The organism is Kitasatospora cheerisanensis KCTC 2395 (assembly GCF_000696185.1).
Lineage (GTDB): Bacteria > Actinomycetota > Actinomycetes > Streptomycetales > Streptomycetaceae > Kitasatospora > Kitasatospora cheerisanensis.
The window spans coordinates 7158061-7182941 of the sequence record NZ_KK853997.1; the positions used below are offsets into that span (position 1 = coordinate 7158061).

At 74.1% G+C, this 24881-nt stretch carries 28 protein-coding genes and 2 pseudogenes; 10 read left to right on the plus strand and 20 right to left on the minus strand.

Annotated features, from left to right (window positions below):
- Positions 1 to 13 precede the first annotated feature (13 nt).
- The 3 genes from KCH_RS32160 to KCH_RS32170 form a co-directional block, all read right to left on the minus strand.
- Positions 14 to 1165 carry an RNA polymerase sigma factor gene (locus KCH_RS32160; protein WP_035874759.1) on the minus strand — a complete coding sequence of 384 codons (1152 nt, stop codon included), beginning with the start codon at positions 1163 to 1165 and terminating at the stop codon, positions 14 to 16.
- A 23-nt stretch (positions 1166 to 1188) separates the two neighbouring features.
- Positions 1189 to 1599 (minus strand): YciI family protein, encoded by a 411-nt coding sequence (locus tag KCH_RS32165; protein WP_035868937.1) that lies wholly within the window; start codon positions 1597 to 1599, stop codon positions 1189 to 1191.
- Positions 1600 to 1717: 118 nt separating this feature from the next.
- Positions 1718 to 2938, minus strand: a complete 1221-nt coding sequence (locus tag KCH_RS32170; protein WP_051653683.1) for an alanine racemase — start codon at positions 2936 to 2938, stop codon at positions 1718 to 1720.
- Between the two features lie 119 nt (positions 2939 to 3057).
- Between KCH_RS32170 and KCH_RS32175 the strand changes: the two genes are divergently transcribed.
- Positions 3058 to 3480 (plus strand): hypothetical protein, encoded by a 423-nt coding sequence (locus tag KCH_RS32175; protein ID WP_035868941.1) that lies wholly within the window; start codon positions 3058 to 3060, stop codon positions 3478 to 3480.
- A 23-nt stretch (positions 3481 to 3503) separates the two neighbouring features.
- Here KCH_RS32175 and KCH_RS32180 read toward each other — a convergent pair whose 3' ends face one another.
- Both KCH_RS32180 and KCH_RS32185 read right to left on the minus strand, forming a co-directional pair.
- Positions 3504 to 4544 carry an ABC transporter substrate-binding protein gene (locus KCH_RS32180; RefSeq protein WP_051653684.1) on the minus strand — a complete coding sequence of 347 codons (1041 nt, stop codon included), beginning with the start codon at positions 4542 to 4544 and terminating at the stop codon, positions 3504 to 3506.
- Between the two features lie 77 nt (positions 4545 to 4621).
- Positions 4622 to 4933: a hypothetical protein gene (locus KCH_RS32185; RefSeq protein WP_157032282.1), complete on the minus strand. Its 312-nt coding sequence runs from the start codon at positions 4931 to 4933 to the stop codon at positions 4622 to 4624.
- A 192-nt stretch (positions 4934 to 5125) separates the two neighbouring features.
- Between KCH_RS32185 and KCH_RS32190 the strand changes: the two genes are divergently transcribed.
- Positions 5126 to 5860, plus strand: coding sequence for an SseB family protein (locus tag KCH_RS32190; RefSeq protein WP_035868951.1), 735 nt, complete (start codon positions 5126 to 5128; stop codon positions 5858 to 5860).
- Between the two features lie 142 nt (positions 5861 to 6002).
- On the plus strand, positions 6003 to 6356 hold the full coding sequence (locus tag KCH_RS32195) for a beta/gamma crystallin domain-containing protein (RefSeq protein ID WP_035868954.1): 354 nt from the start codon (positions 6003 to 6005) through the stop codon (positions 6354 to 6356).
- 58 nt (positions 6357 to 6414) lie between these two features.
- On the opposite strand, the gene KCH_RS45345 is transcribed toward KCH_RS32195, so the two are convergent.
- The 5 genes and pseudogenes from KCH_RS45345 to KCH_RS47475 form a co-directional block, all read right to left on the minus strand.
- On the minus strand, positions 6415 to 7896 hold the full coding sequence (locus tag KCH_RS45345) for a phospholipase domain-containing protein (protein ID WP_051653685.1): 1482 nt from the start codon (positions 7894 to 7896) through the stop codon (positions 6415 to 6417).
- Positions 7851 to 8249, minus strand: a complete 399-nt coding sequence (locus tag KCH_RS47460; protein ID WP_035868957.1) for an alkaline phosphatase family protein — start codon at positions 8247 to 8249, stop codon at positions 7851 to 7853. The genes KCH_RS45345 and KCH_RS47460 overlap by 46 nt, the downstream gene beginning before the upstream one ends.
- On the minus strand, positions 8180 to 8545 hold the full coding sequence (locus KCH_RS47465) for an alkaline phosphatase family protein (protein ID WP_425268921.1): 366 nt from the start codon (positions 8543 to 8545) through the stop codon (positions 8180 to 8182). The genes KCH_RS47460 and KCH_RS47465 overlap by 70 nt, the downstream gene beginning before the upstream one ends.
- A gap of 53 nt (positions 8546 to 8598) precedes the next feature.
- Positions 8599 to 9228 (minus strand): annotated as a pseudogene (locus KCH_RS47470) (alkaline phosphatase family protein); the annotation flags it as partial.
- Positions 9125 to 9382, minus strand: coding sequence for a hypothetical protein (locus tag KCH_RS47475; RefSeq protein WP_425268922.1), 258 nt, complete (start codon positions 9380 to 9382; stop codon positions 9125 to 9127). The pseudogene KCH_RS47470 and the gene KCH_RS47475, both read right to left, overlap by 104 nt.
- A 374-nt stretch (positions 9383 to 9756) precedes the next feature.
- Between KCH_RS47475 and KCH_RS32215 the strand changes: the two genes are divergently transcribed.
- A complete protein-coding gene (locus KCH_RS32215) occupies positions 9757 to 10488 on the plus strand; it encodes a GNAT family N-acetyltransferase (protein ID WP_035868959.1) in 732 nt (243 codons plus the stop codon).
- Between the two features lie 83 nt (positions 10489 to 10571).
- Here the strand turns inward: KCH_RS32215 and KCH_RS32220 are convergent, their stop codons facing one another.
- A complete protein-coding gene (locus tag KCH_RS32220; RefSeq protein WP_035868962.1) occupies positions 10572 to 10763 on the minus strand; it encodes a DUF5999 family protein in 192 nt (63 codons plus the stop codon).
- A gap of 332 nt (positions 10764 to 11095) precedes the next feature.
- Positions 11096 to 11785, minus strand: coding sequence for a hypothetical protein (locus tag KCH_RS38175; RefSeq protein ID WP_051653688.1), 690 nt, complete (start codon positions 11783 to 11785; stop codon positions 11096 to 11098).
- A gap of 359 nt (positions 11786 to 12144) precedes the next feature.
- Between KCH_RS38175 and KCH_RS32230 the strand changes: the two genes are divergently transcribed.
- From KCH_RS32230 to KCH_RS32240, 3 genes are all read left to right on the plus strand, one after another.
- Positions 12145 to 13644 carry a glutamate-cysteine ligase family protein gene (locus tag KCH_RS32230; protein ID WP_035868964.1) on the plus strand — a complete coding sequence of 500 codons (1500 nt, stop codon included), beginning with the start codon at positions 12145 to 12147 and terminating at the stop codon, positions 13642 to 13644.
- 108 nt (positions 13645 to 13752) lie between these two features.
- Positions 13753 to 14541, plus strand: coding sequence for a CPBP family intramembrane glutamic endopeptidase (locus KCH_RS32235; protein WP_035868967.1), 789 nt, complete (start codon positions 13753 to 13755; stop codon positions 14539 to 14541).
- 43 nt (positions 14542 to 14584) lie between these two features.
- Positions 14585 to 14887 carry a hypothetical protein gene (locus KCH_RS32240; protein ID WP_244305526.1) on the plus strand — a complete coding sequence of 101 codons (303 nt, stop codon included), beginning with the start codon at positions 14585 to 14587 and terminating at the stop codon, positions 14885 to 14887.
- 7 nt (positions 14888 to 14894) lie between these two features.
- Here KCH_RS32240 and KCH_RS32245 read toward each other — a convergent pair whose 3' ends face one another.
- The 7 genes from KCH_RS32245 to KCH_RS32275 form a co-directional block, all read right to left on the minus strand.
- Complete coding sequence (locus KCH_RS32245; RefSeq protein ID WP_035868972.1) at positions 14895 to 15413, minus strand: HAD domain-containing protein; 519 nt, start codon at positions 15411 to 15413, stop codon at positions 14895 to 14897.
- Positions 15414 to 15494: 81 nt separating this feature from the next.
- Complete coding sequence (locus KCH_RS32250) at positions 15495 to 16751, minus strand: MFS transporter (protein WP_035868975.1); 1257 nt, start codon at positions 16749 to 16751, stop codon at positions 15495 to 15497.
- Positions 16752 to 16793: 42 nt separating this feature from the next.
- Positions 16794 to 17315, minus strand: a complete 522-nt coding sequence (locus KCH_RS32255; protein ID WP_035868978.1) for a GNAT family N-acetyltransferase — start codon at positions 17313 to 17315, stop codon at positions 16794 to 16796.
- A 60-nt stretch (positions 17316 to 17375) separates the two neighbouring features.
- A complete protein-coding gene (locus KCH_RS32260; protein ID WP_035868979.1) occupies positions 17376 to 18068 on the minus strand; it encodes a dienelactone hydrolase family protein in 693 nt (230 codons plus the stop codon).
- A gap of 76 nt (positions 18069 to 18144) precedes the next feature.
- Positions 18145 to 19506: a sugar porter family MFS transporter gene (locus KCH_RS32265; protein WP_425268856.1), complete on the minus strand. Its 1362-nt coding sequence runs from the start codon at positions 19504 to 19506 to the stop codon at positions 18145 to 18147.
- A 186-nt stretch (positions 19507 to 19692) separates the two neighbouring features.
- Entirely contained in the window at positions 19693 to 20355 is a 663-nt protein-coding gene (locus tag KCH_RS32270; protein WP_051653690.1) for an FMN-binding negative transcriptional regulator, read from the minus strand.
- Positions 20349 to 21014, minus strand: coding sequence for a pyridoxamine 5'-phosphate oxidase family protein (locus KCH_RS32275; protein WP_035868985.1), 666 nt, complete (start codon positions 21012 to 21014; stop codon positions 20349 to 20351). The genes KCH_RS32270 and KCH_RS32275 overlap by 7 nt, the downstream gene beginning before the upstream one ends.
- A gap of 34 nt (positions 21015 to 21048) precedes the next feature.
- On the opposite strand from KCH_RS32275, the pseudogene KCH_RS40325 reads away from it, so the two are divergent.
- Together KCH_RS40325 and KCH_RS47480 are read left to right on the plus strand one after the other, a co-directional pair.
- A pseudogene (locus tag KCH_RS40325) lies at positions 21049 to 22389 on the plus strand (aminotransferase class I/II-fold pyridoxal phosphate-dependent enzyme).
- Positions 22389 to 22739 (plus strand): hypothetical protein, encoded by a 351-nt coding sequence (locus KCH_RS47480; protein WP_084224043.1) that lies wholly within the window; start codon positions 22389 to 22391, stop codon positions 22737 to 22739. Before KCH_RS40325 ends, KCH_RS47480 begins: the two are co-directional and overlap by 1 nt.
- A 50-nt stretch (positions 22740 to 22789) precedes the next feature.
- Here KCH_RS47480 and KCH_RS32285 read toward each other — a convergent pair whose 3' ends face one another.
- A complete protein-coding gene (locus tag KCH_RS32285; RefSeq protein WP_035868988.1) occupies positions 22790 to 24148 on the minus strand; it encodes an NAD(P)/FAD-dependent oxidoreductase in 1359 nt (452 codons plus the stop codon).
- Between the two features lie 120 nt (positions 24149 to 24268).
- On the opposite strand from KCH_RS32285, the gene KCH_RS42915 reads away from it, so the two are divergent.
- Positions 24269 to 24881 (plus strand): HipA family kinase (locus tag KCH_RS42915; protein WP_035868993.1); only part of this gene is annotated, 613 nt, incomplete at its 3' end.

Consider the following 24881-nt stretch of genomic DNA (forward strand, 5'->3'; position numbering starts at 1 on the left):
ACCGCCGCGCGGCTCAACGCCCTTCGCGTAGAAGGGTGTTGAGCCGCGCAGCTTGCCGCACCAGATGGTCCCGCTCGGCCACCGCGCCGGCCTTCGCCGCCGCCTGCGCGTACAGTCGGGCGGCCGCCGGCAGGTCGCCGGAGCGCTCGTGCAGGTACGCGGCGACGGCGGTGTGCCGGGGCAGCGTGTCGTCCAGCGCGGCGAGCGCGGCCAGGCCCGCGCGGGGCCCGTCCGCCTCGCCGACCGCGACCGCCCGGTTCAGCCGCACCACCGGACTGTCCGTCAGCGCGGCCAGTTCGTCGTACCACTCGACGATCTGCACCCAGTCCGTCTCCTCGGCGGTCGGCGCGTCCGCGTGCAGGGCCGCGATCGCCGCCTGCGCCTGGAACTCGCCCAGGCGGTCGCGGGCCAGCGCCGCCTGGAGGACCGTCACCCCCTCGTGGATCAGCGCGGTGTCCCAGCGGGTCCGGTCCTGCTCGGCCAGCGGGACGAGGCTGCCGTCGGGCGCGGTGCGTCCGGCCCGGCGGGCGTGGTGCAGCAGCATCAGCGCCAGCAGGCCGGACACCTCGGGGTCGTCGATCCGGGCGGCCAGCTGCCGGGTCAGCCGGATCGCCTCGGCCGCCAGGTCGACGTCCCCCGAGTAGCCCTCGTTGAACACCAGGTACAGCACCCGCAGCACCGTCGCCGGGTCGCCCGGCCGGTCCAGCCGGACCTTGCTCACCGTCCGCTTGGCGCGGCTGATCCGCTGCGCCATGGTCGCCTCCGGCACCAGGTACGCCTGCGCGATCTGACGGGTGGTCAGCCCGCCGACCGCGCGCAGCGTCAGCGCCACCGCCGAGGCCGGCGTCAACGACGGGTGCGCGCACAGGAAGTACAGCTGCAGGGAGTCGTCGACGTCCGGCACCGGGCCGGGCTCCGGCTGCTCCTCGACCTGATCCTCGCGGCGGCGGCGCGAGGCCTCCGAGCGGGCCGCGTCCAGGAACCGCCGCCAGGCGACGGTGATCAGCCAGCCCTTCGGATCGCGCGGCGGATCGGCCGGCCAGGTCCGGACGGCCTCCAGCAGCGCCTCCTGGACGGCGTCCTCCGCCGCCGCGAAATCCGCTCCGCGACGGACCAGGGCGGCCAGCACCTCGGGGGTGAGGACGCGCAGCCGCGCCTCGTCCATCGCGTCCACCGGAGCCGGCCCGTTCACTCGGAGACGGTGTCCGGCATCTCGGTCAGGAACGGGCGGAGCTCCAGCCACTCGTGGATCGGCTCGCCGTTCGCACCCGGCGCCGCGGACAGCTCGGCGGCGCATTCGAGCGCGCGCTCGTAGGAGTCCACGTCGATCGCCATCCAGCCGGCGATCAGGTCCTTCGTCTCGGCGAACGGCCCGTCGGTGACCGGCGTGCGGCCGTCCAGGTCGGACCGCACCCAGGTGCCCAGCGGGGCGAGCGCCTGCGCGTCGACGAACTCGCCGCTCTCCCGCAGCCGGTCCGCGAAGTCGTTCATGTACGTGATGTGCGCCGAGACCTCCTCGGGCGTCCACTGGTCCATCGGCACGCAGTTCACCGCTTCCGGGTTGCCCCGGTAGTGCTTCAGCAGCAGGTACTTCGCCATCGCTCTCACTCCTCGGTGGTGATGCGACCCATTGTGGCCGCCTTCACCCCTGGGACGGAGCCGCCGCAGGGTTCTCGACACGGCCCGCGAAAGTTTTTTGCGGACGTGTTCGGCGCACTCAGAGGAAGGTGTGACCCTCGCCGCGGTACGTCGGCACCGTCTCCACCACCGCGTCGCCCTCGATCAGGTGCAGTTCCGGGAAGCGCTCGCACAGCTCGCCGGCCTTCGCGTGCCGGAACCATACCCGGTCGCCGATCAGCAGGTCGTCGGCGGCCGGACCCAGCAGCGGCGTCTGCACCTCGCCCGCGCCCTCCTGCGGGTCGTAGCGCAGACCGGCCGGCAGGTACGGGACGGGCGAACGGTCCGCCCCCGCCGGGCCGGACGCCGGATAGCCGCCGCCCAGCACCGTCACCACGCCGACCCCCGGCCGGCGCACCACCGGCTGCGCGAACAGCGCCGCCGGCCGGCCCCGGAACGAGCGGTAGTTGTCGAACAGCCGCGGCAGGAACAGGCCCGACCCGGCCGCCACCTCCGTCACCGCCCGCTCCGCCACCGTGGACTCCACGCTGCCGGTGCCGCCGCCGTTCACGAACTCCAGGTCCGCGACCTGCCGCACCCGCCGCACCACCTCGGCCCGGCGCTGCGCCAACTCCGCCCGCGCCTTCGACTGCATCAGCCGGATCGCCGCCGACCGCAGCGGACGGCCCGGCACCGCGTCCCCCACGCCCGCCACGTGGCCCTCGTACGCCATCAGCCCGACCACCTCGAAGCCGCGCCGGGCGTTCACCGTCTCGGCGAAGCGGCCCAACTGCTCGGGCGTCCGCAACGGCGAACGCCGGGCGCCCACCCGGACCCGGCCGCCCAGCAGGTGGAGCGAGGTGTCCAGCTCCAGGCACACCCGCACCGTCGCGGACCCCTCGCGCGCCGCGTCGATCAGATCCAGCTGCGCGACGTCGTCCACCAGCACGGTGACCTGACGGGCCAGCTCCTGATCCGCCGTCAGCCGCCCGAACCCGGCCCGGTCCGCCGACGGGTACGCCAGCAGCACGTCCGTGAACCCGCTGCGCACCAGCCACAAGGACTCGGCGAGGGTGAAACTCATCAGCCCCGCGAAGCCGTCCCGCGCCAGCACCCGCTCCAGCAGCGCCCGGCAGCGCACCGACTTCGACGCCACCCGGACCGGCTTCCCGCCCGCCCGCCGCACCAGATCCGCGGCGTTCGCGTCGAACGTGGCCAGATCCACGATCGCCACCGGCGCATCCAGGTGCGCCGTCGCCCGGTCGTACCGAGCCCGGTCGGACACAGCGCCGCCGGGCACGGCGGTATCAGCGAGAGCCATGCGCGCAGACTGCCACATCCCCCTACCGGACGGTAGATCCTCCACCCGGCCAAATCGCCCGCGCCCCCTCCTCCTCGAGCGCTATGGTCGGGGCTTTCCGCGACAAGGGGGAACGAGCCGTGCACCTGCCCGACGCCTTGCTTACCGGAGCCGCCAAGGCCCGGATCAGGCAGGCCGAACACGAGGCGGCGAAGTGGTTCCCGCACAACCCCCGCGCGCGGCACGCCCACGTGTCCCTGGCCCACCACGTCGAGGGCCGGACGCACGCCGCCGAGGTGCTGGCCCGCTTGCGGAGCCAGGCGCGGAAGCCCGACGGCGCGGCGGAGTTCCGACGCCGCAAGGACCTCGACGCCGCGACGAAGCGGTACGGCAAGGCCGACCGGGAGGTGGAGTACGCGCGCAGCCAACTCCTGCGCGCACTGCGCAACCCCGGCCCGGCCCCGCAGACCCGCCCCGCCACCCCGGTCCGGCCGGCCCCCGCTCCGCCGGTCCACCGCGAGCCGATGTGGATCGGGTCGCACTGGTCCCGCAGCACGAGCTGAGCCCGCCCGGGCCGTCCGGCCGGTCAGCCGGTGTGCAGGATCCGGAAGCGGTCGGGGTCCGCCGGGTCGCGGTCGGCGACCTGGACCGGGGGCCAGGCCCACTGCCAGACGCCGATGCCCGGGACCTGTTCGAAGCGGATCGGGCCGCGGGTGCCGGTGACCCGGACGTCCGCCCACTTGGTCGTCGCCGAACCGAGCATCGCCGCAAGGACGGTGACGGTGTCCCAGCCCTCGAAGGCGACGAAGGACGGCTCCCGGCCGAACTGCCCGTGCAGGGCGTCCGCGACCCTCGCGCCCAGCGGGGAGAGCCGCTCGGGCAGGTAGCGGAGGAACGGCACGCCGGCGCCGGCCGGGCCGAGGAGGGCGGCCCACTCGGTGAACTCGGGCTGCCCGGCCGGGGCGCCGATCAGCAGGCCGGCGAGGCGCGGGTCCTGCCGGAGGGCGCGGACGAGCGGGACGGCCGGGTCGGGGAAACCGGTGAGCAGCAGGACGGCGGTGGCGTCGGAGGCCGCGAGCGCGTCGCACACCGCGGCCGGGTCGATCCCCAGTTCGAGCACGCTGCCGCCGTGCGCCGCGAGGTGCGCGCGCAGGATGCGGGTGCCGGACTCCCAGTAGGCGCCGCGCTGGGTGGCGACGGCGAGGTGCCGGTGTCCGGCGGCGAGCAGGTGGTCGCCGTAGATCCGCCAGCCGTGCGACTGGGCGGGGGAGAGGCGGGCCACCCGGTCCGTCGGCCGTGCGGTCAGGGCGTCGAGGACCGCGGAGGAGCAGAGGAACGGCACGCCGAGTTCGTCGGCCCGCGCCGCGACCGCCCGGGCCACCACGCTGTGGTACTCGCCGGCCAGTGCCGCCACCCCGAGGCCGGCCAGTTCGGTGACGGCCGCGGCCGCGCGGGCCGGGTCCGCCGCGGTGTCCCGCACCAGCAGCTCCACCGGACGCCCGTCCACGCCACCCGCCGCGTTGACCTCGCGGACGGCCAACTCCATTCCGCCCAGCAGCTGTTGACCCGCCTCCAGCCACCCGGGCCGACTCAGCGGAACCAGCACACCGATACGAACCGCCCCCATGACCCCACCACTCCCGTCCGCCGACACATCGTCGGACCATCATGGCGGACGCGGGGGCCGCACCACCGGCGCGAGGGTCAGCGCACGTCCCGGGCCACGCCGCCCGCCTTGCGGAGCTGCTCGCCCAGCTTGACCGCGGTGGCCGCCGCCTCGGTGACCAGCCCGGCGGCCTGCACCGCCTGCGGATCGGCGGTCAGCTTCGGCAGCGCGTCGGCCTGCTGGCGCAGCAGGTCCGCGAGGGCGGAGACCAGGTGGTCCATCCGCTCCAGGGAGTTGGCGGCGTCCGCCGGCCGGTCCCAGGCGGCGCGGCCGCCCGCCACGTCCTTCGCCGCGACGGCCACCGCCTCGGCCGCGCCCCGCACCGCGAACATCGGGTCGTACGTTCCCACGATCTCCCCTTCCACCGGCAGGTATCCGTCCAGCGTGCCCCACCCGCCACCCGCACGGGGGAAATCCGCCCCACCGGCCACGACGCGTCCGCCCCCCGGCGCGACCGCCCGGCCGCCGCGCCCCACACCGGCGAGCCGCCGCGCCCCGCACCGCCCGACCGGCCCGAGGTAAACGTGGCATACGCTCGACGGGTGGAGCGCAAGAACATCCCCGATCCCGGGTTCGCCGCGGACGACGGCAGTGCCGACCCCGTCCTCGCCGCGGCCCTCGCCGCCTGGCAGCAGGACCCGTCCGCCGAGGGCGAGTTGCTGGCCGCGTTGACGCCGAGCCGGCTGATGGTGCCGATCGTCGCCGTGCTGGGGGAGGTGGAGTACGACGAGAACGGGCACAAGCACGAGAAGACCAGCGACATGGCGGTGCCGGTGCTGGAGGCCGCCGACGGGCGGCGCGCGCTGCCCGCGTTCACCTCGATGGAGACCATGACGCGCTGGCGCGCGGACGCCCGCCCCGCGCCGGTGGTCGCCCCGCAGGCCGCGATGGTCGCGTTCTCCGAGCGAGCCGACATCCTGCTGGTCGACCCGGCCGGCCCGGTCACCTACCAGCTGTCCGGCGCCCGGCTGCGCGCCGTCGCCGAGAACCGGCCCTACCTGCCGCCGCACACCGACCCCGAGGTGCACCGGGCGCTGCGCGAACTGCTGGCCGCCGAGCCGGAGATCGCCGCCGCTCACCTCGCCCCGGCCCCCGACGCGGACGCCACCCTGGCCCTGGTCCTCGCCGACCCCGCCGCCGACCCCCGCCCGCTCGCCGCCCGCCTCGGCCGGGCCCTCGCCGCCGACGACACCCTGCGCCTGCGCCTGGACCACGGCCTCCAGCTGGCGTTCCTGGCCCAACAACTCGACCAGAAACCGTTCTTCACTCGCACCTGACACGAACGGGTGAACTCACGCAGGGGCGGTTCGTGTTCGGAGTGTTGCGGCCGAACGGGGGACCGCCCTCGCTACGTTGTGGCTCCCGGACCGGGCGGCAGTCGGACCGTCCGCCGGTCGGCTTCGTGCGTGAGGGGAATCCGTGTTCTCGAGGACCAAGAGGATCGTCTGTTCGCTGGCCACCGCGTTCGCGGCGGCGCTCGCGTTCACCGTCAGCGTGCCCGGCGGCCACGCGTTCGCCATCGACCACATCGAGTGCGTGGGCGGTGCGGACTACCTGAAGATCTGGTCGCACCTGGACGGCCGGGAGAGCGTCGACTGCTACGCGAACGGCGGCCGGACCGACTTCGGCGACTGGTGGGTGGACCGGATCTCCACCGGCAACAATGACCTGATCTACTACGACGCCAACGGCGACTCGGTCCGGATCGACCGCTGGACGGACATCACCTTCCCCAACAACCCGCCGAAGGTCCGCTCCATCCAGATCGTCTGAACCCCCGTCCCGGGCCCCGTGGTTGACGCACCGTCAGCCACGGGGCCCGGCGGTCGGGTCAGCCAGTGACCGGGCGGACGTCCAGGCGGACGTGGTCGACGGCCCAGTACCAGTTGTTGCCCGCGTCGTACATGCGGAACTCGAGGGTCACCGACTTCGCGCCCGCCGGGACGGCGAACTGGCGGGCGACGAAGGTGTTCTGGGCGTCCTTGCCGGCGTTGTCGTTGCCGGTGGCGTCGCTGCTGTAGCTGAGCAGCCGGGTCTTCTCGCCGGTGTCGAAGACCGCGGTGACGGTCGCCTTCTGGGGAGCCTCCTGGCGGTAGTGGGAGTCGAAGCCGAGGTGCAGGGTGCTGGTGCCGGCCGGGATCGGGACGGCGGGGGAGACCAGCGTGGAGTCGAACTTGCCCTTGGCGGACGGGGATCCGGTGTCGTCCCAGTCGTCGGGGTCGGCGACGGCGAGGACACCGAGGCCGCGGGTGAAGTTGCCGCGGTCCTGGCCGGCGGGGGTGGACCACTCGCGCTTGGTGTGGAAGGTCCAGCCCTGCAGCCGGACGGTGCCCTGCGGCATGCCGGGGGCGTTGACCACCGACCAGCCGGCCGGGGCCTTCGCGGTCCAGCCGAGCACGCCCGACACGGCGGTGAGCTGCGGCGCCAGCGACTCGAAGTCCTCGCCGAGCAGGTACCCGGCCATCGACGGGGCGGTGCGCGCCGCCACCTCGCCGTCGGCGACCGCGTAGCGCGCACCGGCGGCGGCGCGCGCGGTGACCAGGAGCCGGCTGGTGCCGGTCGCGGCGAGCGTCGCGGGCGGCAGCACCTCCCACTCGGCGTCAACGGTCTGTCCGGCGGCGAGGGTCGACGGCGGCGCGGTCAGCACGGTCGGCGCGGGCCAGCCGGCCGGCAGCAGCGGCCGGGCTCCAGCGCCGAGACGTCGGCGGTGGCGGTGAACCGGGCCTTGAGCCGGCGGGCCGACCGGCAGCAGCAGCGGCTCGTCGATGGTGGTGGACGCGGAGCCGAGCGCGACGTCCAGCACCAGCGGGTCGGCCAGGCCGATCGCCGGGTCGGTGAAGCCGACGGCCTGGTTCGGCAGCCGGCCGGCCCGGCGGAAGCGGTAGCGGGCGTCGTCCCGGGCGGTGACCACGACGTCGTACCAACCCTCCTTGCCCACCGGCAGGTTGACCACCGCGGACTCGCCCGCGCCGAGCCGCACCTCGCGCTGCCCGCCGCCGTAGGCGAGGTCGCCGACGGTCATCACCGGCTGACGTCGGTCCGGTTGGCGACCTCGACGGCCAGCTGCCAGCCGCCCCCCGCCGTCCTCGGAGACGGACGCCCCGTAGGAGCCGGCCGCGTCGCCGCGCAGGTGCCACAGTGCGCCGTTCGGGCCGTGCAGGCGCAGGTCGTAGCCGTCCGGGCCGACCTGCCAGCTGTCGGAGAGCTTGCCCTTGACGTCCACCGTGTAGTGCCGGGGCGCGGTGCCGGGCTCGGGGTAGGCGGCGATCACCGCGCCCTGCCGGCCGGGGTTGGCGAGGTCCAGGGTGAGCACGCCCTTGCGGACCCGGCCTTGACCTGCAGGTGGTAGGGGACCGGCCGGGCGGTGCGGGTGCCGCGCGGCTGCTGCGGGAAGGCCTGCGGCTTGGGGACGGTCGGCGCGGGCAGCTTGCCGGTGTCGGTGACCTTCTGCCGGTTGCCGGAGGTGTCGGGCAGCGCGGGCCACACCGGGTCCTGCCCGGAGAAGTCGAACAGGTTGGTGAGGTCGCCGGTGATCGCCCGCCGCCACGGCGAGATGTTCGGCTCGGCGACGCCGAAGCGCTTCTCCAGCAGCCGGATCACCGAGGTGTGGTCGTACACCGTGGAGTCGACCACGCCGCCGCGGGTCCACGGCGAGACCACCACCATCGCACCCGCACGCCCAGGCCCATCGGGAACGGCCCGGCCACCAGGGTCTCCCCGGCGGCAGCGCGGCGGACCAACCCAGGCTGCCGTCCGCGTTCCTGACGCGGTACCGGCCGTCCTGACCGACCACCCGGTGGTAGGTCGAGCCGCCCTTGGACACCCGCACCACCCACCTCGCCGTCCACGGAGACGGTGGACGCGCCGCGCCCGGCGGCCAGCGGCGGGACGGGCGGCAGCTGGTGGTCGAAGAAGCCGCCGTGCTCGTCGTAGTTGAGGATGAACACGGTCTTCGCCCACACCTCGGGCTTGGCGGCGAGCGCCGCCAGCAGCCGGGCGTCAGGTGCTCGCCGTTCGGCGGCGCGTAGTTGGCGTGCTCGGACAGCGCGGCGGGCGCGATCAGCCAGGACACCTGCGGCAGCTTGTCGGCCTGCACGTCGGCGGCGAACGCGTCCACCAGGGCGTCGCCCATCGCGAACGGGTCGCCCTTCTTCGCCGGGTCGCCGACCTGCCGCAGACCGCGCTCGTACAGCGCCGAACCGGGCTCGGCGTTGTGGAAGCTGGTGAACCAGGCCAGCGCGTTGTCGTCGAAGTTGTCGAGCGCCTGGTAGGTCTGCCAGCTGACGCCGGCCTGCTCCAGCCGCTCCGCGTAGGTGGTCCACTCGAACCCGGCGGCGGCTCGGAGTTGTCGGTCACCGGGGTGTCCCGGACGGTGCCGCCGCTGGTGCCCGTCATCAGGTGCTCCGCGGTTGGTGTTGGTGTTGCACTGCACCGAGGCGTAGTACGCGTCGCAGGTGGTGAACACCGAGGCCAGCGCGTGGTAGAAGGGCATGTCGGCGCTCTCGTAGTAGCCCTGGCCGAGCCAGCCGGAGGAGCGCCGGTCACCGAGCCGTCCGCCCCGCCGTCGTTTCCAGGCGTTCATCGAGTCGACGTAGCCGAAGGCCGGCGCACCCTGCTGGTAGGCGCTGGTGTGGGCGGCGTTCATCGGGTACGGCAGCAGGTAGCCCTCGGCCCGGGACGGGTCGGCTGGTGGAACACCGAGCGGCCGTTGACGCCGCCGCCGCCCCGCCGCGCGTCGCCGAAGCCGCGCACGCCGGGCAGGTGCCGAAGTAGTGGTCGAACGCCCGGTTCTCCTGCATGAAGATCACCACGTGCTGGATGTCCTCCAGCCTGCCCGGCGGGCGGGGCGGCCAGCGCCTGACGGACGCTCAGCGGCAGCGCGGACAGCACGGCCGCGGCGGCGGCGCCGCCGAGCAGGGTACGGCGCGACAGTTCGGGACTCATCGGGGCTCCTCGTACGCGGTGCCGGGCTTCTCCGCCCGGCCGCGACCATTCGTAGGCGGCGCAGGTGGACTGGACCAGTGCGGCGGATGACGGGCGGATGACGCGCTCCGCAACCTGTACAGACATCTCGCCCCGGCCGGTCCGGGCCGGAAACCCCGTGACGTCCCGCGACCCCGAGGGGTAATATTCCCAAGCGTCGAATGACCCTTACCAAATCTGGAGCGTGCCCATGCCCGACGACCCGACCGTCCCCGCCCTCGTCCGGGCCTGGATCAGTGGCTGGACGGTCTCCCGCGGCGCCGCCGATCCCCGGCCCGAGCCGTGGGGCTGGACCATCGACGTCGGCCGGTACCGCCACCCCTGGCGCCACGTCCTGCCCGCCCCCACCGAGGCGGAGGTCCGCAAGCTCACCGAGGGCACCACCGTCCCGTGGACGTGGCTCAAGCTGTTCGGCGTCGACGAGCGCGCCCTGCCGTGGATCGGCCCCGGCTGGCACCTGGACGTCCCGGGCCACCTGATGACCCGTCAACTGCGCCCGGAGGCCCCGACCGTCCCGGCCGGCTACCGGATCACCACCTGGAGCCGGGGCGGCGTGATCCACGCCCTGGTCCGCACCGCCGACGGCGCGTACGCGGCCCGCGGACAGATCGGCCTCGGGCCCGCCGACGCGCTCGGCACCGGCCCGCTCGGCGGCGACGCGCTCGGCGGGGCAGCGCCGCTGCTCGCCGTCGTGGACCAGGTCGAGACCGAGCCCGAGCACCGCCGCCGCGGTCTCGGCTCACTGCTGATGCGCACCCTGCAGAGCGAGGCGCACGCGGCCGGCGCACGCACCGGCCTGCTGGTCGGCACCACCGAGGGCCGCGCCCTCTACGCCGCGCTCGGCTGGCAGTGGCACGCCCCGATGCTCAGCCTCTGGTACGACCCGGCCACGCCGGGGGAGTTCCCGCTCGGCGGCTCCTGACGCAGCGGGCCCGGGAATGCCGACGCCCGCCGGGAGGGCGCTCTCCGGGCGGGCGGTGATCGGTGGGGGATGCGCGGCCGAGGTCAGGCGGCGATCAGCAGGGTGCGGCGCGGGGCGATCACGCGGCCGTCCGGCAGCAGCTCGCCGGTGTCGTCGAACAGCAGCACCCCGTTGCACAGCAGGCTCCAGCCCTGCTCGGGGTGGCGGGCGACCGCCTCGGCCGCCTCGCGGTCCGGAGACTCGGCGGACGGGCAGTCGGTTCGGTGCTGGCACATCGTTGTACCTCGCTTCGCTCGGATGTCGCTCCGCCGGACGGCCACCCCCGGGGCGCCGACCTGCCGACGGAACTTTCTCGCCGCCTCGGGTGTGAAACGGAGTCAGCCGGGTAGGAGGTGTGGTCCCCTCCCCCGACCGACACCAGTGTCCGACTCCGCGGGCGCTCGCGCAGGCATTTGGTGACATGCGCCACAGAAGATCGGGCGAGATCACCCTACCGGGCGGCCCGGCGTCCGATCCGCGCCCGGACGGGCCATGCCCGACCGATCCGTTCGGACCAGTCGGGCATGGCCCGTCCGGGTGGTATGCGTCCGAGTGGTACGAGGGGGCGTCAGCCGATCAGCGCGGTCGGCCGGGCCGCCGGGGCGTTCGCCAGCCGGGCCAGCAGTTCGGCGGCGGGCAGCACCTGATGGGCCGCCACCCCGAGCGGGGCCGGCGCCAGCGGGATCAGCAGGTCCTCCGCGGGCAGCTCGCCGTGCAGCCACAGCGCGGACGCGTAGTGCTCGGGCAGTGGCAGCAGCCGCGGCTCGTACCGGGCGGGGGAGAGGTGCACCAGCTGCCAGGCCTGCCGCAGCGCCCGCACCGTGGAGTCCAGGAACGGCCCGGCGCTCAGGTGCGAGAACACCGGCCCGTCCGCGCCGGCGGCGACCTCGGCGGCGGCCACCACCTGCTCCAGTCCGTCCTCGGTGAACTCGCCGGTCATCAGCGGGCGCTCCGGCCGGACGTCCGCCGCGGCGCCCGCCGCGCCCGCCGCGTCGCAGGACTCGTGCGGACAGTGCGGCCCGGCCGCGGCCGGGCGGGCGGCGCGCAGCAGGAACCGCCAGCCGGTGCATTCCGCCTCCGCCAGCCGGGGCGCGGGCCCGCGCAGGGCGTGCACCGGGAGGGCGAGCAGCGGTTCCGGGCGGCCGGCGCTATGGCGCAGCACGGCGGCCGCGGACGGCGGCAGGGCCGCCCCGGGCGCGAGGGCCGAGCGCACGGCGTTCAGGGCGCCGGCCGGGGGCTGGGACAGGTGCAACGTCATGGTGAGTCGCCTCTCCGTGCGAGATCGGCGTACTGCGGCATACCGGCATGGCATCGACATGAGGGTCTGGCCGTGTCCGGTTGGGCAAGATCGCCGAGGGGGTGGGCGGGTCGTCGACGAGTCCCTCGACGGTGGGGGTTACTCGGACGGCCCTGACCTGGCCTGAGCGGCGTGCGAATGCTATTCGAACAAGTGCGCAGGGTGACCTTCATATCACGTTCCGTGTCGTGGCGCAAGTGGGTTCGAACTGACAGACCGTCAGAAAGCCTGTCTCGTTCGGGTGTTCACATCGTGGGCTAGAAATCTTCGCGCTGGGCAGAATGCACAGGCACTGTCGACCGAGAGGAGGGAAGGCACCCGTGGGCGAGAAAGTCGTCGCGACCCGGGCGGAGCTGGCCGACCGGCAGCTGTACCGCCGCAAGCTCCAGTCCTGTCTGGACGTCCTGGGGCGGATGCTCAGGGAGGAACGGTTCGACCGCCCGAAGGCCATGATGGGCCTGGAGATCGAACTCAACCTGGTCGACGAGCAGGGCGTGCCCATGCTCGGCAACGAGCAGGTGCTGGACTCGATCTCCTCCACCGACTTCCAGACCGAGCTGGCCCGCTTCAACATCGAGCTGAACATCGCCGCCCGGCGCCTCGGCGGGCACGTCTTCGAGGACCTGCGCGAGGAGCTCGACACCGCCCTGCGCTACGCCGAGCGGCGGGCCGAGCAGGTCGGCGGGCGGATCGTGATGGTCGGCATCCTGCCCACCCTGGACCTGGAGCACGCCGGGCTGGAGGCGATGTCCAGCAACGACCGCTACACCCTGCTCAGCGACCAGATCCTGGCCGCCCGCGGGGAGGACATCGCGCTCGACATCGAGGGCGTGGAGCGGCTCACCATCGACTCCGTCTCGATGGTCGCCGAGGCCGCCGCCACCTCCCTGCAACTGCACCTGCAGGTCACCCCCGCCCGGTTCGCCTCGGTGTGGAACGCCGCCCAGTCGTTCTGCGGCGTGCAGCTCGCCCTCGGCGCCAACTCGCCGTTCCTGTTCGGCCGCGAGCTGTGGCGCGAGACCCGGCCGGTGCTGTTCCAGCAGGCCTGCGACACCCGCACGGCCGAGCTCAAGGCCCAGGGCGTGCGCCCCATCACCTGGTTCGGCGAACGCTGGGTCGACTCCGCCTACGACCTGTTCGAGGAGAACCTGCGGTACTTCCCGGCGCTGCTGCCGATCTGCGACGACGAGGACCCGGTCAAGGTGCTGGCCTCCGGCGGCGCGCCCCGGCTCGGCGAGATGCGGCTGCACAACGGCACCATCTACCGCTGGAACCGCCCGGTCTACGACGTCGCCGACGGCGTCGCCCACCTGCGGGTGGAGAACCGCTGCCTGCCCGCCGGCCCGACCGTCGCCGACATCCTCGCCAACTCGGCCTTCTACTACGGCCTGGTCCGGGTGCTGGCCGAACAGCCCCGCCCGATCTGGACCAGGCTGCCGTTCGAGAAGGCCGACGAGAACTTCCGCAACGGCGCCCGCTACGGCATCGACGCCGTGCAGTGGTGGCCGCGCTCCGGGCGCGGCGCCCGCGGCCTGGCCGAACTGCCCGCCACCGACCTGGTGCTGAACGAACTGCTGCCGCTCGCCCACCAGGGCCTCGACCGCTGGGGCATCGCCGCCCGGGACCGGGACCGCTACCTCGGCATCATCGAGCAGCGCTGCCTGCGCCGCACCAACGGCGCCTCCTGGCAGGCCGCCGTCGTGCACCGGCTGCGCGAACGGCACGGCCTCGCCCCGAACGCCGCGATCGCCGAGATGACGCGCCGTTACATCGAGTACATGCGCACCGGCGAACCCGTGCACACCTGGCCGGTGGACTGACATTCCCGGGCCCGCGAGTCCAGGAACGGCTCATCCTCCTGTGAAAGGATGATCGGCCCGGAGACGGCATCGAGCCCCTCCGGGCCGCATCCGCCCTCGGGGAGACCAGTGACCACCGCCTCGGCCGAGCCCGCCACCACCAAGACCCCCTCGCGCCGGCTGCTCGCCGCCGAACTGCTGATCGTCCTCGGGCTCTCGCTCGGCGCCAGCGGCGTCTCCGCGCTGATCAGCTTCGTCGGCTCGCTCACCGAGCCCGTCGCCCTCGGGCACCAGGTCGCCACCCTCAACGCCTCCCGGGCGCCCGGCCGCCCCTGGCTCGACCTGGCCTGGCAGCTGTACTACGTCGCCCGCGGCCTGATGCCCGTGGTGCTGGTCGGCTACCTGCTGGTCCGCGAGGGCGCGTCGCTGCGCACCCTCGGCTTCGACCTGCGGCACAAGCTCGCCGACCTTGGCCGCGGCACGCTGCTCGCCGCCGCCATCGGCGGCTCCGGGCTCGCCCTCTACCTGGCCGCGCAGGCGGCCGGCTTCAACCTGACGGTCGCCCCCTCCGGGCTGCCCGAGGTGTGGTGGCGGATCCCCGTGCTGATCGCCTCCGCCTGGCAGAACGCGATCCTGGAGGAGGTCGTGGTGGTCGGCTACCTGGTGCGCCGGCTGCACCAGCTCGGCTGGACCTGGCCCGCGATCATCACCGCCAGCGCCGTGCTGCGCGGCTCGTACCACCTGTACCAGGGCATCGGCGGCCTGGTCGGCAACATGGTGATGGGCGTGGTGTTCTGCCTGCTGTACCGCCGCTGGCGCCGGGTCGGCCCGCTGGTCGCCGCGCACGCCCTGATCGACACGGTGGCCTTCGTCGGCTACGCGCTGCTGGCCGGGCACGTGAGCTGGCTGCCGTCCTGAACGCGGCCTGACGGGCGGTCAGCTGCCGGTAGGGTGACGGCCGGTGGAGACCGTGAACGGGCAGGGGAGCGGCATGGGCGGGCAGCAGAGCTGGCACGGCGACCGGGCGCGGGCCCGCCGGATCGCGGACGCCCTGCACAAACTCACCGGTCACCCGCCGGTGGTCGACCGCACCCGCACCGGTGCGACCCGGGTCAGCGTCCGGGTCGCCGAGCGCGCCGACCGCACCCAGACGCTGGCGGTGCTGCGGGTGCTGGGCCAGGGCGACAGCTTCGGCCACGACCGCACCGCCCGCTGGGAGAAGGTCTGGGTCGAGGTGGCCGACCGGGCGGCCGCGCAGGCCTGACGCAGGGTCAGCAGGCCCACGGGTTCGGCCAGGCCCGCGACGGGGGGCGGCGCAGCAGCCGGTCCACGTGCTCGCGTTGCAGGCCCTGCGCGGGGTCGATCGGCAGCAGCAGCCGGTCCGCGCGGAGCACGGTGCGGCGCACCAGGCGCGGCGGGATGCAGTCGTCGACCCAGGCGAACGGGCGGCCCTCGGCGTGCCGCAGGATCGGCGCCCACTTGCGGGCCGAGAACAGCTCCATCAGCGGCACCCGCGGGTCGCCCGGCTGCGGCACGTAGCCGCTGAACTCGACCACCGGCAGTTCCGGCAGGCCCAGCAGCGGGGCGATGTGCCGGTTGGCCTCGGACTCCCAGGTGGTCGCCCAGACGAGTTCGTACCGCTCGGCGAGTTCGCGCAGCCAGTCGCCGTGGCGCGGCGAGAGCAGCACCGAGTAGCCGAGCAGGGTGTGGGAGTCGAAGTCGTCGTCGGGGTGCGGGAACACCGGGTTCAGCACCCCGTCGACGTCAAGGTACAGCAGTGGCTTGCCCATTCGGTTTGCTCCCCCGGGTCGCGGCCTGTTGTCCAGTCGGACGAGTTCCGGCCCCCGGGGGTTGCAAGCTGACAGCGGCTGTCACCCGGAAGTGGCCGGTTCCGGTTCCGGAGTCTTGGAACGAGCCTCGGGCACCTTGCGTTCCAACTGCCGTACCTCCGGCACCAGGAGCACCGCCGCGGCGAGGCCGAGACAGGTCAGCGCGCAGGCCCACAGTGCGCCGGACAGGCCCAGCGCGTTGGCCACCGGTCCGGCCAGCGCGGTGCCCGCCGGCATCAGCGCGAAGGAGCCGAAGCCGTCGTAGGCGGAGATCCGGGACAACAACTCCTCCGGGATTTCCTGACGGAGCGTCACCAGCCAGCCGACCACGAACACGGTGACGCCGACGCCGGACAGGAACATCGCCACCACCACGGCGGGCAGCGGCAGCCGCAGCGCCAGCGTGAGCGCGGGCAGGCCGAACAGGAACACGCCGCCGTTGCCGACCAGCAGCACCCGGCGCGGCTGCCAGCGGGCCATCAGCACCGCGCTGAGCACCATGCCGATGCTGAGCGCGGCCATCGCGGTGCCCCAGGCGCCGGCGCCGCCCATCCGCTGCTTGGCGACCACCGGGCCGTACACCGCCTCGACGGCGAGCACGCAGGCGTTCATCAGGGAGAACTGCACGACGATCGCCCACAGCCAGCGGCGGGAGATGAACTCCCGCCAGCCGACCCGCAGTTCGTGGACCAGGCTCTCCCCGGAGGACTTCCGCTCGCCGACCTGGACGAGGCCGGTGCGCATCAGCGCGGCCACCGCGAAGCAGCCCGCGTCGAGGGCCAGCACCCAGCCGGGGCCGGCCACCGCGGTCAGCAGGCCGCCGAGCGCGGCGCCGCCGATCTGCGAGCCGTTCAGGCCCATCTTGAAGACCGAGATCGCCTTCGAGGAGTGCTCCGGCGGCACCGCCTGGAGGATCACGCCCTCGGCGGCCGGGGTGTAGAACGCCTGCCCGGCGCCGCCCGCCGCGGACAGCACCAGCAGCGCCCACAGCGGCGGGTGCCCGATCAGCACCAGCGCGGCCAGGACCGCCTGCGACACCGCGTTGAAGACGTTGGCGCTGACCATCACCACGTGCCGCGGCCACCGGTCGGCGACCGCTCCGCCGATCAGCATCAGCACCACCAGCGGCACCGTCCGGGCGGCCGTGACGTAGCCGACCTCGGTGGTGTGCCAGCCGGCCTCGAGCACGGCGAACGCGGTGGCGATCGGCGCTCCGGCGTTGCCCAGCGCGCTGACCACGGTGGAGGCGGTCTGGATCCGATAGTTGCGGCCGGCCCACGCCGGAAACGTTATACGCACCGCCTGACGATGGACCGTCAGTAGCCGTTCTGTAAAGAGGTTTTAAGGATTCCGGCCGTCGGCCAGCAGTCCCAGCACCACCTCGTCCACGAACCGGCCCGAGACCCACGCGGCGCCGCGCAGCGTCCCCTCCACCCGGAAGCCGGCCCGGCGGGCCGCGCCGATCATCGCCGCGTTGTCCGCCAGCGTGTCGACCTGCAGGCGGTGCAGGCCCAGCACGTCGAACCCGTACCGGCACAGCACCCGCACCACGTCCGTGCCGAGGCCGCGGCCGCGCACGCCGGGCCGCAGCGACATGCCGAGCCGGCCCGAGCGGTGGTGCGGATCGACGCCCCACAGCAGGGCGGCGCCCGCGAGTTCGCCGCTGGCCCGGTCGACCACCGAGAACACCGCGTTCTCCTCGGCCCCCGTCACCCGGAACGGCGAGGCCTCGACGGGCACCGGCCGCCAGGGCCGCCCGTCCGTCCGCGAGCGCGTGGCGACGTCCTCGTACAACTCCTCGTGCAGGACGGCGACATCGCTCTCGTACCGGGCCCGCAGGACCGCCTTCTCCCCGATCAGCATCCCCCAGGGGTACCACTTGCCGGGCCGCCCCGGCCAGCGGACTCCCGCGCCGACGGGGCGTCAGCCCAGGTGGCCCCAGAGGAAGCTGAGGGTGCGGCGCCAGGCGATGCCGGCCTGCAGCGGGTCGTAGCTGCTCGGGGTCTTCTCGTCGTTCATGAAGGCGTGCCCGGCCGGGTAGAAGTGGATCTCCGGGCGGCGGCCGGTGGCCTCCCCGATCCGGATCGCCGCCTCGTCGACCACCGCCACCGGCAGCGAGGCGTCCTGCTCGCCGAAGTGGCCCAGGACGTGCGCGGTCAGGCCCCGGTAGTCGTAGTCCGGGTCGCCCGGCAGGCCGTAGAACGGGACGACCGCCGCGACCCGGTCGCCCTCCCGGGCGGCGAGCCGCAGCGCCAGGCCGCCGCCCATGCACAGGCCGACCACGCCGATCGCGTCGCCGACCACCGACGGGTGGTGCAGCAGCCGGGAGACGGCCGCGGCCAGCTCCTGCGCGGCCAGCTCCACGGGCAGTTCGCGCTTCATCCGGGCCGCCTCCGCCCGGTCGTGGGTGACCGTCCCGCCGTACAGGTCCGGGGCGAGCGCGACGAACCCCTCCTCGGCGAGCCGGTCGGTGAGATCGGCGATGTGCCGGGTCAGCCCCCACCACTCCTGGATCACCAGGACGCCGGGACCGACCCGGGCGGGCGGCGCCGCCAGGTAGCCGTGCAGGGTCCGGCCGGGGCCGGCGAAGCTGAGGTTCTGGCGGGCAGTGCCCATGGCCTCTCCGTCGGGGTGGCCGCGCGCGGGCAGCTCGCGGCGGGGGCAGCGGTGGGTCGGGAACGCGCGAAGGCCCTCAGCCCATCTCCTCCAGCGCCTTGCCCTTGGTCTCCTTGATGCAGAACGCCACGAACGGGATCGACAGCAGCGCGAAGCAGGCGTAGATCACGTACGTCGCGGACAGGTTCCAGTCCGCCAGGTTCGGGAAGGTGACGGTGATCGCCCAGTTGGCGATCCACTGCGCGGACGCGGCGACCGACAGGGCCAGCGCCCGGATCGCGTTCGGGAACATCTCGCCGAGCAGCACCCACACCACCACGCCCCAGGAGAAGGCGAAGCAGAACACGAAGACGTGCGCGGCGACCAGCGCGACCGTGGCGTGCGCGTTGTCCAGCGTCGCGGTGTCGCCGGTGCCGTGCCGGTAGGAGAACGCCCAGGCGGCCAGCGCCAGCGCGACCGCCATGCCGATCGAGCCGGCCAGCGCCAGCGGCTTGCGGCCGATCCGGTCCACCAGCACCATCGCCACCACCGTGCCGATGACGTTGACGATCGAGGTGGAGAGCGAGATCAGCAGCGAGTTCGACTCGTTGATGCCGACCGACTGCCACAGGAACGACGAGTAGTAGAAGATCACGTTGATGCCGACGAACTGCTGGAACACCGAGGCGCCGATGCCGACCCAGACGATCGGCAGCAGCCCGAACCGGCCGCCCAGCAGGTCGGACAGGCGCGGCTTGTGACGGGTGTTCAGCACCCGCCGGATCTCCGCGACCCGGGCGTCCAGGTCGACGCCCGGACCCTCCACCTCGACCAGCACCTTGCGGGCCTGCTCCTCCCGCCGGTCGGCGATCAGGTAGCGCGGCGACTCCGGGATGGCCAGCGCCATCAGCCCGTACACCAGCGCCGGCACCGCCTCCACGCCGAGCATCCACTGCCAGGCCTGGATGCCCGCCAGGTGGTTGGTCGACTCGCCGCCCGCCGCCTGGTTCAGCGCCCAGTTGGCCAACTGCGAGACGGTGATGCCGAGCACGATCGCCATCTGCTGGAACGAGGCCAGCCGGCCCCGGTACGCGGTCGGCGCGACCTCCGCGATGTACGTCGGGGCGATCACCGAGGCGATGCCGATCGCGATGCCGCCCAGCACGCGCCACACCCCGAGCACCTCGATGCTCGGCGGGAACATCGAGCCGATGCCGCTGATCGCGAACAGCGCGGCCGCCAGCAGCATCGTCCGCACCCGGCCCAGGTGGTCGGCGAGCCAGCCGGCGATCACCGCACCGGCCGCCGAGCCGAGCAGCGCGATCGCCACCACGAACGCGGTCTCGCCGTTGCCGACGCCGAAGTGCTTCTGGATGCCGGTGACCGCGCCGTTGATGACCGCGCTGTCGTAGCCGAACAGGAAACCGCCCATCGCGGCGGCCGCGGAGATGAACACCACATGGCCGAGGTGCTCGTCCCGGACGGCGGAGTGGGTAGCCAGTGGTCTCTCCCTACGTGACGATCCGTCCGGTCACGGACGGACATATCCGGAGGTAATTCGACCAGCGGCTACCCCGCCGAGCGGGTTCGACACGCCCAGAACCGACGAGCCGTCAGCCCGACGCCCCGTCAGCCCGAAGCGCGCTCAGCCCGAAGCGCCGTCCGACCGGCCCGCCGTCGGCACCGGCCGCCGGGAGCGCCGCCGCAGCAGCTGCGCCCGGGCCGCCGCGTCCTGCGGGTTGCCGGTCGCCGCGTGCCGCTCGGCCAGCCGCTCGGCGATCTCGCCCTGCAGCTCCACCGGCTTCTTGTCGTCGTACTTGAACTTCGCCCGCACCCGGCGGACCGTCAGCCGCAGCCCGCGCAGGCCGGTCAGCTGCGGCCCGTACGGCGCCGCCCCGACCACCACCCGGTCCTCGGGCCACTCCGGCTGGAAGTGCGCCAGCTGCCGGTTGAGGATCTCCGCCTTGCCCTGCGGGTCGTCCACCACCTCGGCGGTGCAGGAGAACTGCACCGAGGCGTAGTAGCTGGTCGGCGTGTACGGCGCGTCCCGCCAGCGGCCGGGCGCGAAGGCGTAGTCGTCGGTGACCGCCAGCGTCACGTGCGGGTCGGCCCGCACGGCCGCGAACAGCGGGTTGGGGGCGGCCAGGTGCAGCAGCACCTCGCCCGCGTCGGCGTCCAGCAGGAAGTGGGTCGGCACCATGACCGGCCCCTCCGGGCCGTTGGCGGCGAGCGTGCCGAAGTCCCGTCCGGCGGCCAGCCACTGCCGCCACTCCGGCTCGGTGCCCCGGTCCCAGCCGCGGATCAGCATGCCGGCCCCGCCAGGTAGCCGGGCAGCTCGGCGTCCGAGTGCGGCGCGGCCACCGGCTCGCCGTACGCCGGGGCGACCGGCACCACGCCCGCCCAGTACGGCAGTCCGAGGTCGTCCGGGTCGTCGTTGACGCCGCCGGTGCGGCTCTTCGCCGACACCTGGTCCAGCTCCAGCCGGATCACCGCCGTCGCCGCCAGCTCCTTCGCGCTGGGCGGCCGGCAGTCCGCGACCCGGCCCGGCACCGCCTGCTCGACGATCGCGTCCAGCGCCGTGCGCAGCTCCTCCGGGTCGGTGACCTGGTACGCGGTGCCGTGCGCCACCACCGAGCGGTAGTTGACGGAGTGGTGGAACGCCGACTTCGCCAGCACCAGGCCGTCCAGGTGGGTCACCGTCACGCACACCGGCAGGCCCTGCTCCTCGCGGGCCGCGTGCAGCGGGCGGCTGCCGGTCGAGCCGTGGAGGTACAGCGCCCCGCCGACCCGCGCGTACAGCGTGGGCAGCACCACGGGCGCGCCGTCCCGGACGAAGCCGAGGTGGCACAGGCAGCCAGCGTCCAGGATCGCGTGCACCGCGTCCCGGTCCCAGTCGGCCCGGTCCTTGTCCCGGGTGGGGGTGGTGCGAGCATTCCTGGTGTACGAGCCGGCCGGCGTGTCCGACATGACAACCCCTCTGTACTAGTGCATAATTGCGTTTGTGCTAGGAGAGTATCGGATCACCGGTCGGCGGGCCAGCGAGATTGCCGCCGACGTCGAACGCGCCATCGCCGAAGGGCAGTTGGCCCCCGGTGCTGCCCTGCCGCCGCTGCGCGACCTGGCCGGCGAACTCGGCGTCAACCCCAACACCGTCGCCGCCGCCTACCGGCTGCTGCGCGAACGCGGCGTCATCGAGACCGCCGGCCGCCGCGGCAGCCGGGTCCGCCCCCGCCCCGCCACCACCCCCCGCGACGAAGTCCGGCTGCCCGTCCCGCCCGGTGCCCGCGACCTCTCGGCCGGCAACCCCGACCCCGCCCTGCTGCCCCCGCTCGGCCCCGCCCTCGCCGCCGCCGCGGCCGGCCCCACCGTGCTGTACGGCCACCCCGTCGCCGAACCCGAACTCCTCGACGGCTTCCGCGCCGAATTCCGCGCCGACGGCTCCCCGGACGGCGAACTCGCCGTCTGCTCCGGCGCGTTGGACACCATCGGCCGGGTGCTGTCCGCCACCCTGCGCACCGGCGACACCGTCGCCGTCGAGGACCCGGGCTGGGGCTCCGTCCTCGACCTGGTCCCCGCCCTCGGCCTGCGCACCGCCCCCGTCTCCGTCGACGACGAAGGCCCGCTGCCGAACGCCGTCGCCGCCGCCCTCGACGCCGGCGCCCGCGCCCTGGTCGTCACCAGCCGCGCCCAGAACCCCACCGGCGCCGCCCTCACCCCGCCCGCGCCGCCGCCCTGCGCACCGTCCTCGCCGCCCGGCCGCACACCGTGCTGATCGAGGACGACCACGGCCACGGCATGGTCGACCAGCCCTTCCAGTCGCTCGCCTCCGACGGCCGCGGCGGCACCACCGTCACCCACTGGGCGCTGGTCCGCTCCGCCGCCAAGGCCCTCGGCCCCGACCTGCGGGTCGCCGTGTTCACCGGCGACGCCGACACCGTCGCCCGGGTCCTCGGCCGCCAGCGCCTGGACGCCGGCTGGGTCAGCCACCTGCTGCAACGCGCCGTCCTCGAACTGCGCCGCACCGACGCCGCGCCCGCCGCCACCGTCGCCGCCGCCTACCGGGCCCGCCGCGACGCGCTGCTCACCGCGCTCGCCGCGCACGGCGTCCGGGCGCACGGCGAGAGCGGCGTCAACGTCTGGGTGCCCGTGCCCGACGAGACCGCCGCCGTCGCCGCCCTGCTGCACCGCGGCTGGGTGGTCGCCCCCGGCGCCCGCTTCCGCCTCACCTCCCGCCCGCCGTCCGGATCGGCATCGCCGGCCTGCACCCCACCGAGGCCCCGCCCTCGCCGCCGCGATCGCCGACGCCCTCAGCAGCCCCGCCCACGGCTCCCGGATCACCTGATGCGGATCCGCCTGGAGCGCCTGCGCCCCGGCCTGCCCGTCCTCGCCGAGGTCCGCACCCCGTACGGCCCGGCCGTCGCCCGCTGGCGCGGCGGCCCCGCCGGCCCGCCCGGCGAGCACCAGGTCGAGTGGACCGTCGACGAGGACCACGCCACCGTCCGCCCCGCCGACCGGCCCGGCCCGGAGATCCGCATCGAGGGCGGCCTGCTCGTCCTGGTCGGCGAGTTCGACGGCGAGGCGCTGCGGCTGGGCGACGCCCTGCTCCTGCTCGACCTGCCCGGCCGCCCGCCCGGCCCGCTGGAGCTGACCGTCCCGCACGAGCACGCCGAGCTGTACCCCTACGAGACGTGACGGAGCCCCCGCCCGGATGACCGGGCGGGGCTCGTCGGCGCCGCGGGGGATCAGCCCTTGGCGAGCAGCGCCTGGGCGTGCTCGCGGACCTGGTCGCGGGAGAGGTAGGCGTCGGTGTACTCGAAGTCCCGCAGCCGGGCCGGCTGGCGGGCCAGGAAGCCGGTGCGGACGAAGTCGTCGCCCGCGGTGGCGTTCAGCAGCCAGTTCGCGCTGGTCCGGTACTTCGCGCTGTTGGTCCGCATCGCCATCACGTGGTAGCCGCGCGCCACCAACTGGGCGGGCATGCCGTGCAGTTCCACACCCAGCGGCTTGGACACCGCGTCCTTGCCGCCGAGGTCGACGACCAGACCGAGGTCCTTGTGGAAGTACGGCTGCAACGGCTGGTTGCGCAGCGCCGCCACCAGGTTGTCCGCCAGCCGCTTGCCCTGCCGGGCCGAGTGCTGCGCGGTCGGCGGGCACACCGCGCCGTCGCCCTTGGCGAGGTCCGGCACCGCCGCGGCGTCGCCGAGCGCGAACACCCCCTCGAACTGCGGCACCCGCATCTCCGCCGTCACCGCCAGCCGCCCGCGCACCGTCTCCGCGTCCAGCGTGCCGATCAGCGGGGACGCGGCCACGCCGGCCGTCCAGATCAGCGTCCGGCACGGGAGCGTCCGGCCGTCGGTGAACTTCACCGTCTCCGCGCCGACCTCCGCGACCGACACGCCCAGCGACACGTCCACGCCGCGGTTGCGGAGGATCTCCATCGCGGTCTGCCCGAGCTTGTCGCCCAGCTCCGGCATCAGCTTCGGGGCGATGTCGATCAGGTGCCACTTGATCAGGTCCGGGTCCAGCCGCGGGTAGCGCTTGACCGCCGCGGTGGTCAGCCGCTGCAGGCAGGCCGCCGTCTCGGTACCCGCGTACCCGCCGCCGACCACCACGAACTGCAGCCGGGAGGCCCGCTCGTTCTCGTCCATCGACGCGGACGCCAGGTCCAGCTGCGCGATCACGTGGTCGCGGATGTACGTCGCCTCGGCGAGCGTCTTCATGCCGCGCGCGTAGTCCGGCAGGCCCGGGATGTCGAAGGTCCGGGTGACGCTGCCCGGCGCCAGCACCAGGTAGTCGTACTTCTCCGCCACCACCTCGTCGGTGATCTTGCGGACCACCGCGACCTTCGAGCGCGGGTCGATGCCGATCGCCCCGCCCGGCACGATGTGGGTGCGCCGCAGCGTGCGCCGCAGCGAGATCGCCACCGACTGCGGGGTGAGCACCCCGGCCGCGACGTGCGGCAGCAGCGGCAGGTACAGCTGGTAACTGAACGGCGTGACCAGGGAGATCTCCGCCTCGGAAGGGGCGAGCTTGCGCTCCAGGCGGCGCGCGCACTCCAACCCGGCGAAGCCGCCGCCGACGATCAGGATCCGAGGTCGTTCCATCGTTCATCCCCTACGTTGCGAGTCCGTGTGGCGAGTCCGTGAAGTAGCAAGGACGACTGCTCGCCACACTCGCACGGGGTAACGGAGAGTGCATCCGGAAGAGACCGATAGGCTGTCGGGATGCTCTCCGAGGTGACGGCCGTCCGCTACGTGACGCCGCTGCGCGAAGGCGGTTCGATGCCAGGCCTGGTCGAGGCCGACGACCGCCGGCTGTACGTCCTGAAATGGGTCGGCGCGGCCCAGGGCCGCAAGGCGCTGGTCGCCGAGGTGCTGGCCGGCGAACTCGGCCGCCGGCTCGGCCTGCCGGTGCCCGAACTCGCCCTGGTCGACCTCGACCCGGTGCTCGCCCGCAGCGAGCCCGAGGTGCAGATCCAGGACCAGATGCGGGCCAGCGGGGGCGCCAACCTCGGCATGGCGTACGTGTCCGGGGCGCTGAACTTCGACCCGCTGTGCTTCGAGGTGGACGCCGACACCGCCGCCCGGGTGCTCTGGTTCGACGCCCTGATCGGCAACGTCGACCGCTCCTGGCGCAACCCCAACCTGCTGGTCGCCACCGGCGGCCTGCGGCTCATCGACCACGGCGCCAGCCTGATCTTCCACCACAGCTGGCCGCGCGCCGAGGCCTGGCGCCGCAAGCCCTACGACGCCGGCGACCACGCCCTGCGGCACGCCGCCGACCTGCTGCCCGAGGTCGACGCCGAACTCGCCGCGCTCGCCGAGGCCGCGCTTCCCG

Coding starts and splice junctions, on each gene's coding strand:
- KCH_RS32260 (WP_035868979.1), bottom strand. CDS start 18,068: ATGGGCACTGCCCGCCAGAACCTCAGCTTCGCCGGCCCCGGCCGGACC.
- KCH_RS32170 (WP_051653683.1), bottom strand. CDS start 2,938: ATGGCTCTCGCTGATACCGCCGTGCCCGGCGGCGCTGTGTCCGACCGG.
- KCH_RS32245 (WP_035868972.1), bottom strand. CDS start 15,413: ATGGGCAAGCCACTGCTGTACCTTGACGTCGACGGGGTGCTGAACCCG.
- KCH_RS47460 (WP_035868957.1), bottom strand. CDS start 8,249: ATGGTGGTGGTCTCGCCGTGGACCCGCGGCGGCGTGGTCGACTCCACG.
- KCH_RS32165 (WP_035868937.1), bottom strand. CDS start 1,599: ATGGCGAAGTACCTGCTGCTGAAGCACTACCGGGGCAACCCGGAAGCG.
- KCH_RS47480 (WP_084224043.1), top strand. CDS start 22,389: ATGCGGATCCGCCTGGAGCGCCTGCGCCCCGGCCTGCCCGTCCTCGCC.
- KCH_RS32180 (WP_051653684.1), bottom strand. CDS start 4,544: ATGGGGGCGGTTCGTATCGGTGTGCTGGTTCCGCTGAGTCGGCCCGGG.
- KCH_RS32220 (WP_035868962.1), bottom strand. CDS start 10,763: ATGTGCCAGCACCGAACCGACTGCCCGTCCGCCGAGTCTCCGGACCGC.
- KCH_RS32275 (WP_035868985.1), bottom strand. CDS start 21,014: ATGTCGGACACGCCGGCCGGCTCGTACACCAGGAATGCTCGCACCACC.
- KCH_RS47475 (WP_425268922.1), bottom strand. CDS start 9,382: ATGCAGGAGAACCGGGCGTTCGACCACTACTTCGGCACCTGCCCGGCG.
- KCH_RS32215 (WP_035868959.1), top strand. CDS start 9,757: ATGCCCGACGACCCGACCGTCCCCGCCCTCGTCCGGGCCTGGATCAGT.
- KCH_RS32160 (WP_035874759.1), bottom strand. CDS start 1,165: ATGGACGAGGCGCGGCTGCGCGTCCTCACCCCCGAGGTGCTGGCCGCC.
- KCH_RS32255 (WP_035868978.1), bottom strand. CDS start 17,315: ATGCTGATCGGGGAGAAGGCGGTCCTGCGGGCCCGGTACGAGAGCGAT.
- KCH_RS32270 (WP_051653690.1), bottom strand. CDS start 20,355: ATGCTGATCCGCGGCTGGGACCGGGGCACCGAGCCGGAGTGGCGGCAG.
- KCH_RS32285 (WP_035868988.1), bottom strand. CDS start 24,148: ATGGAACGACCTCGGATCCTGATCGTCGGCGGCGGCTTCGCCGGGTTG.
- KCH_RS38175 (WP_051653688.1), bottom strand. CDS start 11,785: ATGACGTTGCACCTGTCCCAGCCCCCGGCCGGCGCCCTGAACGCCGTG.